We start from the raw sequence: 9695 nt of genomic DNA, 5'->3' as shown, positions 1-9695 counted from the left end.
GTAGAACTCGACCGTGTTGGCCGCCTCGTCCAGCTGCTTCAGGCCGAAGGGTGACATCCGCGGCGGGCCTACAGGCGCAGGCGCGGCGCGCCCGGTCTACAGGCCCAGCTCGGCCGTGTGCAGCCGGGCCAGCGCGTCCTTGTCGCCGTCCAGCTCGACCCGCGCCGCGTCCTGCCTGCCCGCCGCGAACAGCAGCAGCTCACCCGGTTCCCCGGTGACCGTCACCACCGGGGTGCCCTTGTGGGCGACCGCCGTCTGGCCGTCCGGGCGCCGCAGCACCAGACCCACCGGCGCCCGGCGGCCCAGCATCCGGGCCGTCTTCTCGGTGCGCGACCACAGCACATCGGCGAAGACCGGATCGAGGTCCCGCTGCGACCAGTCGGGCTGGGCCCGCCGCACATCCTCCGCGTGGATGTAGAACTCGACCGTGTTGGCCGCCTCGTCCAGCTGCTTCAGGCCGAAGGGTGACATCCGCGGCGGGCCCGTACGGATGAGCTGGATCAGTTCCTCGTACGGCTTGGCGGCGAATTCGGCCTGGACCCGCTCCAGCCGGTTCTTCAGGGCGCCCAGCAGAATCCCGCCCGCGGCGTCCGCACGGCGTTCACGCACCACGACATGGGCGGCCAGGTCACGGGTCTTCCAGCCGTTGCACAGGGTCTGGGCTTCGGGACCCGCCGCTTCCAACAGGTCGGCGAGCAGAAGACGTTCACGCTTCGCATGGGTCGACATGCCCGCCAGCGTACGACCGCCGCCCGTGGTCCGCCCAGTGGACGCACGGCCGGACGGCCCCGCCCGGCGCGGCACAATGGGCGCATGACCAGCACGCCCGGCTCCACGCCCGCCAGCAATCTCGACCCGGCCGTCGCCGCCCGCCTCAAGCGCGGAGCCGACGGACTGTTCCCGGCCATCGCCCAGCAGTACGACACCGGCGAGGTGCTCATGCTCGGCTGGATGGACGACGAGGCACTGCACCGCACCCTCACCACGGGCCGCTGCACCTACTGGTCCCGCAGCCGCCAGGAGTACTGGGTCAAGGGGGACACCTCCGGCCACATCCAGCAGGTCAAGGCGGTCGCGCTGGACTGCGACGCCGACACCGTCCTGGTGAAGGTCGACCAGACGGGTGCCGCCTGCCACACCGGCGACCGCACCTGCTTCGACAAGGACGTCCTTCCGCTCACCGCGCCCCGATAAGGTCAGCCGCCATGGATCTCGAGACCTTCCGCAAGCTCGCCGTCGACCGGCGTGTCATCCCCGTCAGCCGCCGGCTCCTCGCGGACGGTGACACCCCTGTCGGGCTCTACCGCAAGCTCGCGGCCGAACGCACCGGCACGTTCCTCCTCGAATCCGCGGAGAACGGCCGCACCTGGTCCCGCTACTCCTTCATCGGGGTACGCAGCGCAGCCACCCTGACCACCCTCGACGGACAGGCCCACTGGCTCGGCACCCCGCCCGTCGGCGTCCCCGTCGACGGGGACCCGCTGGAGGCACTGAGGGCCACCGTCGAGACCCTGCACACCCCCCGAGACCTGGTCGGCGACGACGGCCTGCCGCCCTTCACCGGCGGCATGGTCGGCTACCTCGGCTACGACGTCGTACGCAGGCTGGAGCGGATCGCCGAGCACGGCGGCGACGATCTGAAGCTCCCCGAGCTCACGATGCTGCTCACCTCGGACCTCGCCGTGCTCGACCACGGGGACGGCACCGTCCTGCTCATCGCCAACGCGATCAACCACAACGACCTGGACACCGGGGTCGACGAGGCGTACGAGGACGCGGTCGCCCGGCTCGACGCCATGGAGCGCGACCTGTCCCGGCCGGTGGAGAACGCCCCCGCGGCCCTGCCGCCCTCCGAACTCCCGCCCTACACCGCGCTGTGGGGCGGCCAGGCCTTCATGGACGCCGTCGAGGACGTCAAGGAGCGCATCAGGGCCGGTGAGGCCTTCCAGGTCGTCCCCTCGCAGCGCTTCGAGACGCCGTGCACGGCCTCCGCGCTGGACGTCTACCGGGTCCTGCGCGCCACCAACCCGTCGCCGTACATGTACCTCCTCCGCTTCGACGGCTTCGACGTCGTCGGCTCCAGCCCCGAGGCGCTGGTCAAGGTCGAGGACGGCCGGGCCATGGTCCACCCGATCGCCGGGACCAGGCACCGCGGCGCCACACCGCAGGAGGACCAGGCACTCGCCGACGAGCTCCTCGCCGACCCGAAGGAACGCGCCGAGCACCTGATGCTCGTCGACCTCGGCCGCAACGACCTGGGACGGGTCTGCGAACCCGGCAGCGTCGAGGTCGTCGACTTCATGTCGGTCGAGCGGTACTCGCACGTGATGCACATCGTCTCCACCGTCACCGGACGCGTCGCCGAGGGCCGCAGCGCCTTCGACGTCCTCACGGCGTGCTTCCCCGCGGGCACCCTCTCCGGCGCGCCCAAGCCCCGCGCCCTCCAGATCATCGAGGATCTCGAACCCACCCGCCGGGGCCTGTACGGGGGCTGCGTCGGCTACCTCGACTTCGCCGGGGACTCCGACACCGCCATCGCCATCCGCACGGCCCTGCTCCGTGGCGGCACCGCGTACGTGCAGGCCGGAGCGGGCATCGTCGCGGACTCCGACCCGGTCGCCGAGGACACGGAGTGCCGCAACAAGGCCGCCGCGGTCCTGCGGGCCGTGCATACGGCGAACCGGCTCGGGGTTCACTGAGCCGGTAAGGGATAGTGGAGTACGTGAGTGCTGTCCCCGTACCCCAGCCCCGTGCCCGAGCCGCCTCCGCGCCCGACAGCGCAGGAAGCCGCCGAAGCCTGGCCGCCGGCCTGCTCCTCGGGGCCGCCGGCGCCACCGTCGTCCTCCTCGCCTCGGGGCAGACCTGGGCCGAGGGCAAGGCGGCCGTCGGCGGCGGCATCCTGCCCCTCAGCGCCGACGGCCAGGACGTCACCGGCCTCCCGGCGGCCCTCGCCGTCGTCGGTCTGGCCGCCCTCGTCGCCGTCTTCGCCGTCCGCAGCGGCGGCCGGACGGTCGTCGCCGGCCTGCTGGCCCTCAGCGGCCTCGGCGCCGGACTCAGCGCCTACGTCGGCGCGTCGGACCGCGCCGCCCTGGACGAACAGGCCGCGCAGACCACAGGCAACACCTCCGCCACCGTGCAGGCCCTCAGCCACACCGCCTGGCCCTACGTGACAGCCGCCGGCGGGCTGCTGATCCTGCTCGCCGGACTGCTCGCCCTGCGCTACGGCAGCCGCTGGCCGGCCATGTCCGGACGGTACGAACGCGACGGCACCCCCCGCCCCCCCAAGGCGGCCCGCACCGCCCCGGACCCCGACCGGCCCGAGGAGCTGTGGAAGGCGCTGGACCGCGGCGAGGACCCGACGCGCGAGGCATGACCCCCAGCCTCACGTCCACCGGCACGTACGGGACAATGGCACCGAGCTTTCCCAGCAGCGATACCTTCAGCGCAACACCAACTAGGAGCAACTCATGGCGGGCAGCAGCCACGGACACACCCCGGCCGCCTGGACCGGTGTCATCATCTCGTTCATCGGCTTCTGCATCGCGGGCCTCTTCATGGTCGCGGCGAACACGCTCGGCTTCTGGGCCGGTGTCGCCGTCGTCCTCCTCGGCGGTGTCGTCGGTCTCGCCATGAAGATGGCCGGCCTCGGCATGCCGAAGGAGTCCGACGAGATGGCGGCCGCCAGGGCCCGCGCCTCCCAGGCCCAGATCACGGCCTGAACAGGCCCCAGGGTCCTCCGGCAGGTGCCGGTTCCCAGGACACGACGCGAGGCGCAGCCCGGACCGGGCTGCGCCTTTCCGCGTGAGCGGGGACAATCGGCGCGTGGACGCCTCAGCCTCTCCCGCACCCGCCGCCCCTGACCCGGCCCCCGTACCCGGCCCCGGGCCCGCGCCGGCCCCCGCCCCGGTCTCCCGGCTCAGGCGGCTCGCCACTCCCGCGGGGGTCATGGCCGCCGTCGTCGGGGCCTTCGGCTACGTCGCCACGGTCGACCCCAATGAGCCCGGTCACTACCCCGTCTGCCCCATGCTCCGGTTCACCGGAGTGTTCTGCCCCGGCTGCGGCGGGCTGCGCAGCGCCCATGCCTTCGCCCACGGGGACCTCGCCACCGCCCTCGGCGCCAACGCCCTGGCAGTCGTCGGCTACGCGGTCTTCGCCGCGATCTGGCTGCTCTGGGCGGTCCGCGCGAGCCGGGGCCGGCCCATGCGGATCGGTCTCGCGCCCGGCTACTGGTGGGGCATCGGCGCGGTGCTGCTGGTGTTCTCCGTGGTCAGGAACCTGCCCTTCGGCTCGGCGCTGGCGCCGTGAATGACCAGGTAGTGGGACGTGAGCCTGCCGGATGCGAGCCCTGAGCCCTCCTGCGGATACCATCGAGATGGCTGATCCTGTACCTATCACCGCTTCGGAAGGGGGCCGCTCGCGTGAGTGTGCTCGACGAGATCATTGAAGGCGTTCGCGCCGACCTCGCGGAGCGGCAGGCGCGTGTCAGCCTCGACGAGCTCAAGGAACGCGCCGCGCGCGCTCCCCAGGCCAAGGACGGAGTCGCCGCCCTGCGCGGCGAGGGTGTGACCGTCATCTGCGAGGTCAAGCGCTCCAGCCCCTCCAAGGGGGCCCTTGCCGCCATCGCCGACCCGGCCGCGCTCGCTGCGGACTACGAGGCCGGCGGGGCATCCGTCATCTCGGTCCTCACCGAGGAGCGCCGCTTCGGCGGCTCGCTCGCCGACCTGGAGGCCGTCCGCGCCAAGGTCGACATCCCGGTCCTGCGCAAGGACTTCATCGTCACCTCGTACCAGCTGTGGGAGGCACGCGCCTACGGCGCCGACCTCGCCCTGCTGATCGTCGCCGCCCTCGACCAGGAGGCCCTGGTCTCGCTGATCGAGCGCGCCGAGTCGATCGGCCTGACGCCCATCGTCGAGGCGCACGACGAGGAGGAGGCGGAGCGCGCCGTGGACGCCGGGGCGAAGATCATCGGTGTCAACGCGCGCAACCTCAAGGACCTCAAGGTCGACCGTTCCACCTTCGAACGCGTCGCCCCGGAGATCCCCGACCACATCGTCAAGGTCGCCGAGTCCGGCGTCCGCGGCCCGCACGACCTCATCGCCTACGCCAACGCCGGCGCGGACGCGGTGCTCGTCGGCGAGTCCCTGGTCACCGGCCGCGACCCCCGTGCCGCCGTGGCCGACCTGGTCGCCGCCGGCGCCCACCCGGCGCTCCGGCACGGACGGAGCTGACCCCACCCGTGTCCGCCGACCGTCCCGCCGCCCGCATCCGGCCGGGCCTGCGCCCCGCCGGGGCGAGCGCCCGGGACCCGCACGCGCCGCTGGCGCGCGGCTGCCGCCCCCGCGGCTGCCGCGCCCCCGCCCGGCGCGTGCACGGCCGGCGTGTGCGGTACGTGATCGGTGACGAGCCGGGACAGGTCAACGGCATGCGATGGCGCACGGGGTCCGCGCCGTAGCGAGCCCCGGCCGTCGCCCCCCGCCGTACAGGGGGATCCGCACGCCCCACCGCACCGACCGTCCACCGGCCGGCGTGGCGCTCCGCTCATGGCGCATACGGTGACATCACCCGTTGCGATTCGAGGAGCACGTCGCATGTCGTCCGACTTCTTCATCCCGGACCCCGAGGGTCTGATCCCCAGCGCCGAGGGGTATTTCGGCGCGTTCGGTGGCAAGTTCATCCCGGAGGCGCTGGTCGCCGCCGTGGACGAGGTGGCCGTCGAGTACGACAAGGCCAAGGCTGACCCGGCCTTCGCCGCCGAGCTCAACGCGCTCATGGTCGACTACACCGGCCGGCCCAGCGCGCTCACCGAGGTCGCCCGCTTCGCCGAGCACGCCGGAGGAGCCCGCGTCTTCCTCAAGCGCGAGGACCTCAACCACACCGGCTCGCACAAGATCAACAACGTGCTCGGCCAGGCCCTCCTCACCAGGCGCATGGGCAAGACCCGCATCATCGCGGAGACCGGAGCCGGCCAGCACGGTGTCGCCACCGCGACCGCCTGCGCCCTCTTCGGGCTCGAGTGCACCATCTACATGGGTGAGATCGACACCGAGCGCCAGGCGCTGAACGTGGCGCGGATGCGGATGCTCGGCGCCGAGGTCGTCGCCGTGAAGTCCGGTTCCAGGACCCTGAAGGACGCCATCAACGAGGCGTTCCGCGACTGGGTCGCCAACGTGGACCGCACCCACTACCTCTTCGGCACGGTCGCCGGGCCGCACCCCTTCCCGGCGATGGTCCGCGACTTCCACCGGGTGATCGGCGTCGAGGCGCGCCGCCAGATCCTGGAGCGTACGGGCCGGCTGCCGGACGCCGCGGTCGCCTGCGTGGGCGGCGGATCCAACGCCATCGGCCTCTTCCACGCCTTCATCCCGGACGCGCACGTCCGGCTGATCGGCTGCGAACCCGCCGGCCACGGTGTGGAGACCGGCGAGCACGCGGCGACCCTGACCGCGGGCGAGCCCGGAATCCTGCACGGCTCACGCAGTTACGTCCTCCAGGACGAGGAAGGCCAGATCACCGAGCCCTACTCGATCTCGGCCGGGCTCGACTACCCGGGCATCGGCCCGGAGCACGCCTACCTCAAGGACGTCGGCCGCGGCGAGTACCGCGCGGTCACCGACGACGCCGCCATGCAGGCGCTGCGCCTCCTCTCCCGCACCGAGGGGATCATCCCGGCCATCGAGAGCGCGCACGCGCTGGCCGGAGCCCTGGAGGTCGGGCGGGAGCTCGGCGAGGACGGGCTGATCCTGATCAACCTGTCCGGCCGCGGCGACAAGGACATGGACACGGCAGCGCGGTACTTCGGGCTGTACGACGGCGCCGACGCGGTCGTCGAGGCCGATGTGGCCGACGGAGAGGAAGAGGTCACCAAGTGAGCGGCAACCGAGAGCTTCTCGAATCGACGCTCGCCAGGGCGGCGTCCGAGGACCGGGCGGCGCTCATCGCCTACCTGCCCGGCGGCTTCCCGACCGTCGACGGCGGCATCGCGGCCGTCAAGGCGGCAGTCGCGGGCGGCGCCGACGTCATCGAGGTGGGACTCCCGCACAGCGACCCGGTGCTCGACGGGCCGGTCATCCAGACCGCCGACGACATCGCGCTGCGCGGCGGAGTCAAGATCGCCGACATCATGCGCACGGTCCGTGAGACGCACGAGGCGACGGGCGCGCCGATCCTCGTCATGACGTACTGGAACCCGATCGACCGGTACGGCGTGGAGCGCTTCACCGCCGAGCTCGCCGAGGCGGGCGGCGCCGGGTGCATCCTGCCCGACCTGCCGGTCCAGGAGTCCGGGCTGTGGAGGGAGCACGCCGAGAAGCACGGTCTCGCCACCGTCTTCGTCGTCGCCCCGAGCAGCAAGGACGCGCGCCTCGCCACCATCACGGCCGCGGGCTCCGGCTTCGTCTACGCCGCCTCGCTGATGGGTGTCACCGGCACCCGCGAATCGGTCGGCCAGCAGGCCCAGGACCTGGTGCGGCGCACCCGCGCCACCACGGACCTGCCGGTCTGCGTCGGCATCGGCGTCTCCACCGCCGAGCACGCCCGGCAGGTCGCGGGCTTCGCCGACGGGGTGATCGTCGGCTCGGCCTTCGTCAAGCGGATGCTGGACGCCCCGGACGAGGAGGCGGGTCTCGCCGCCGTCCGCGCGCTGGCGGGCGAACTGGCCGAAGGCGTTCGAAAGCGCTGACAGCAGTCGTCATCCGTACGGGTGGACCTGGGACCGGGGAGGCGCTGACGTGCCTCCCCGGTTCGTTTGCGCGGTGTGAGCGAGAAGAACCAAGACCGAAGAAGAGCCGCGCGTGACCGGCTCGTCCAGCAGCGTGAGCAGGACCGTGCGCGGGAGCGCCGCCGCCGCACGCTGATCGTCTCGACCGCCGTGGTGGGGGTGCTGGCGCTGGCAGCCGTGATCGGCGTGATCGCCGCCAACGCCGGGAAGAACGACAAGGACAAGGAGGCCGGGCCCGCCGTCACCCCGTCCGGGGCGATGGGGGAGGACGGACTCGCCCTCCAGGTCGGGGCCGACGACGCGCCGTCCACGCTCACGATCTGGGAGGACTTCCGCTGCCCGGTCTGCGCCCAGTTCGAGAACGCCTTCCGCGACACGATCACGGAGCTCGCCGACAGCGGGCAGCTCAAGGTGGAATACCACCTGGCCACGATCATCGACGGCAATCTCGGCGGCAGCGGGTCGCTGCGCGCGGCCAACGCCGCCGGCTGCGCCCAGGACGTCGGCAAGTTCGCCCCGTACCACGACGTCCTCTACCGCAACCAGCCCGCGGAGACCGACGACGCCTTCGGCGAGAACGGCAAGCTGATCGAGCTGGCCGGCAAGGTGGACGGTCTGGACACCCCCGCCTTCCGCAGCTGTGTGGAGGACGGCACGCACGACAGCTGGGTCGAGAAGTCCAACAAGGCGTTCACCGAGGGCGGATTCGAAGGCACACCGACCGCGCTGCTCAACGGCGAGTCGATCTTCCCGAAGAAGGGGGACGAGCAGATCTCCGCGGCCAACCTCAAGAAGTGGGTCGAAGAGGCGAACAAGGGCAAGAAGCCGGGCACCGTCGGGGCGACGCCGTCGGCGTCCTGAGGGGCGGGAGGGCGCTCCGGCGGATGCTCCGCCGGAGGGCCTCGTTACCCAGAAGTTGCCGGACGGCTTGCCGTACGTCCCGTCCGGCAGGGTAGCGTCGACCTCGTCATGAACCTTGCCTTCATTCCCAGCCCGTCGACCGGCGTGATCGAGCTCGGCCCGATCCCGCTCCGCGGCTACGCGTTCTGCATCATCATCGGTGTCTTCGTCGCCGTCTGGTTCGGCAACAAGCGCTGGGTCGCCAGGGGCGGCAAAGCCGGCACCGTCGCCGACATCGCCGTCTGGGCCGTGCCCTTCGGCCTGGTCGGCGGCAGGCTCTACCACGTCATCACCGACTACCAGCTGTACTTCAGCGACGGTGAGAACTGGGTGGACGCCTTCAAGATCTGGGAGGGCGGCCTCGGTATCTGGGGCGCGATCGCGCTAGGCGCGGTCGGTGCCTGGATCGGCTGCCGCCGCCGTGGGATCCCGCTCCCGGCCTGGGCGGACGCCCTGGCCCCCGGTATCGCCTTCGCCCAGGCGATCGGCCGCTGGGGCAACTGGTTCAACCAGGAGCTTTACGGCAAGCCGACGGACGTGCCCTGGGCGCTGAAGATCAGCGAGGGCACGAACAGGGTCGCGGGCACCTACCACCCGACGTTCCTCTACGAGTCCCTCTGGTGCGTCGGCGTCGCGCTCCTGGTCATCTGGGCGGACCGCCGCTTCAAGCTCGGACACGGCCGGGCCTTCGCGCTTTACGTCGCCGCGTACTGCTCCGGCCGCGGATGGATCGAGTACATGCGCGTCGACGAGGCGCACCACGTGCTGGGCCTCCGGCTCAACGTGTGGACCGCGATCATCGTGTTCGTGCTCGCCGTGACGTACATCGTGATCTCGGCGAAGGTGCGCCCCGGCCGCGAGGAGGTCGTGGAGCCCGCAGCGGAGGGCCTGACCAAGGACGGCGGGAACGACGCCGACGCCTCCGGGAAATCCGATGCCGACACCGCGGAGAACGCCTCCGCCGACGACGCCTCCGAGGCACAGGCGCCGGAGGCCGACGAGACCCCTCAGAAGGCCGACAGGAGCTGACGCTCCGCTTCCCCGCAACTGTGCGAAGGGGCCGCCGGACCTTGTGGTC

At 72.0% G+C, this 9695-nt stretch carries 12 protein-coding genes; 11 read left to right on the top strand and 1 reads right to left on the bottom strand.

The window, feature by feature from the left end:
- Positions 1–96 precede the first annotated feature (96 nt).
- Complete coding sequence (locus ACFWFI_RS36815; RefSeq protein WP_387399087.1) at positions 97–729, bottom strand: TIGR03085 family metal-binding protein; 633 nt, start codon at positions 727–729, stop codon at positions 97–99.
- A gap of 84 nt (positions 730–813) precedes the next feature.
- Here ACFWFI_RS36815 and hisI point away from each other — a divergent pair, with 84 nt between their 5' ends.
- The 11 genes from hisI to lgt all read left to right on the top strand — a co-directional run bounded on the left by hisI (position 814) and on the right by lgt (position 9646).
- The gene (gene hisI / locus ACFWFI_RS36810) at positions 814–1194 is read left to right on the top strand and encodes a phosphoribosyl-AMP cyclohydrolase (RefSeq protein ID WP_387399084.1); all 381 of its coding nucleotides are present in this window, start codon (positions 814–816) and stop codon (positions 1192–1194) included.
- A gap of 11 nt (positions 1195–1205) precedes the next feature.
- Complete coding sequence (locus ACFWFI_RS36805; RefSeq protein ID WP_387399082.1) at positions 1206–2699, top strand: anthranilate synthase component I; 1494 nt, start codon at positions 1206–1208, stop codon at positions 2697–2699.
- Positions 2700–2713: 14 nt separating this feature from the next.
- Entirely contained in the window at positions 2714–3373 is a 660-nt protein-coding gene (locus ACFWFI_RS36800; protein ID WP_387399079.1) for a TIGR02234 family membrane protein, read from the top strand.
- 94 nt (positions 3374–3467) lie between these two features.
- On the top strand, positions 3468–3719 hold the full coding sequence (locus ACFWFI_RS36795; protein ID WP_387399076.1) for an HGxxPAAW family protein: 252 nt from the start codon (positions 3468–3470) through the stop codon (positions 3717–3719).
- A 103-nt stretch (positions 3720–3822) separates the two neighbouring features.
- On the top strand, positions 3823–4305 hold the full coding sequence (locus ACFWFI_RS36790) for a DUF2752 domain-containing protein (RefSeq protein WP_387399073.1): 483 nt from the start codon (positions 3823–3825) through the stop codon (positions 4303–4305).
- Between the two features lie 113 nt (positions 4306–4418).
- Positions 4419–5228 carry an indole-3-glycerol phosphate synthase TrpC gene (trpC, locus tag ACFWFI_RS36785; RefSeq protein ID WP_387399071.1) on the top strand — a complete coding sequence of 270 codons (810 nt, stop codon included), beginning with the start codon at positions 4419–4421 and terminating at the stop codon, positions 5226–5228.
- A gap of 8 nt (positions 5229–5236) precedes the next feature.
- Positions 5237–5452 (top strand): tryptophan biosynthesis modulator TrpM, encoded by a 216-nt coding sequence (gene trpM, locus ACFWFI_RS36780; protein WP_387399068.1) that lies wholly within the window; start codon positions 5237–5239, stop codon positions 5450–5452.
- Positions 5453–5588: 136 nt separating this feature from the next.
- Positions 5589–6869 (top strand): tryptophan synthase subunit beta, encoded by a 1281-nt coding sequence (gene trpB, locus ACFWFI_RS36775; protein WP_387399065.1) that lies wholly within the window; start codon positions 5589–5591, stop codon positions 6867–6869.
- Positions 6866–7678, top strand: a complete 813-nt coding sequence (gene trpA / locus ACFWFI_RS36770) for a tryptophan synthase subunit alpha (protein ID WP_387399062.1) — start codon at positions 6866–6868, stop codon at positions 7676–7678. The genes trpB and trpA overlap by 4 nt, the downstream gene beginning before the upstream one ends.
- 75 nt (positions 7679–7753) lie before the next feature.
- Positions 7754–8578 (top strand): DsbA family protein, encoded by an 825-nt coding sequence (locus ACFWFI_RS36765; protein ID WP_387399059.1) that lies wholly within the window; start codon positions 7754–7756, stop codon positions 8576–8578.
- A 108-nt stretch (positions 8579–8686) separates the two neighbouring features.
- Complete coding sequence (gene lgt, locus ACFWFI_RS36760; RefSeq protein ID WP_387399056.1) at positions 8687–9646, top strand: prolipoprotein diacylglyceryl transferase; 960 nt, start codon at positions 8687–8689, stop codon at positions 9644–9646.
- The last annotated feature ends 49 nt before the right edge of the window (positions 9647–9695 follow it).

This window comes from Streptomyces sp. NPDC060209, assembly GCF_042728155.1.
Lineage (GTDB): Bacteria > Actinomycetota > Actinomycetes > Streptomycetales > Streptomycetaceae > Streptomyces.
The sequence above is the reverse complement of the archived record's forward strand: the minus strand, read 5'-3'. Positions and strand labels throughout refer to the sequence as shown.

What these genes read in the sequence shown, in the direction of transcription:
- ACFWFI_RS36815 (WP_387399087.1), bottom strand. Translation starts at nt 729, where the DNA reads ATGTCGACCCATGCGAAGCGTGAACGTCTTCTGCTCGCCGACCTGTTG.
- hisI (WP_387399084.1), top strand. Translation starts at nt 814, where the DNA reads ATGACCAGCACGCCCGGCTCCACGCCCGCCAGCAATCTCGACCCGGCC.
- ACFWFI_RS36805 (WP_387399082.1), top strand. Translation starts at nt 1,206, where the DNA reads ATGGATCTCGAGACCTTCCGCAAGCTCGCCGTCGACCGGCGTGTCATC.
- ACFWFI_RS36795 (WP_387399076.1), top strand. Translation starts at nt 3,468, where the DNA reads ATGGCGGGCAGCAGCCACGGACACACCCCGGCCGCCTGGACCGGTGTC.
- trpB (WP_387399065.1), top strand. Translation starts at nt 5,589, where the DNA reads ATGTCGTCCGACTTCTTCATCCCGGACCCCGAGGGTCTGATCCCCAGC.
- lgt (WP_387399056.1), top strand. Translation starts at nt 8,687, where the DNA reads ATGAACCTTGCCTTCATTCCCAGCCCGTCGACCGGCGTGATCGAGCTC.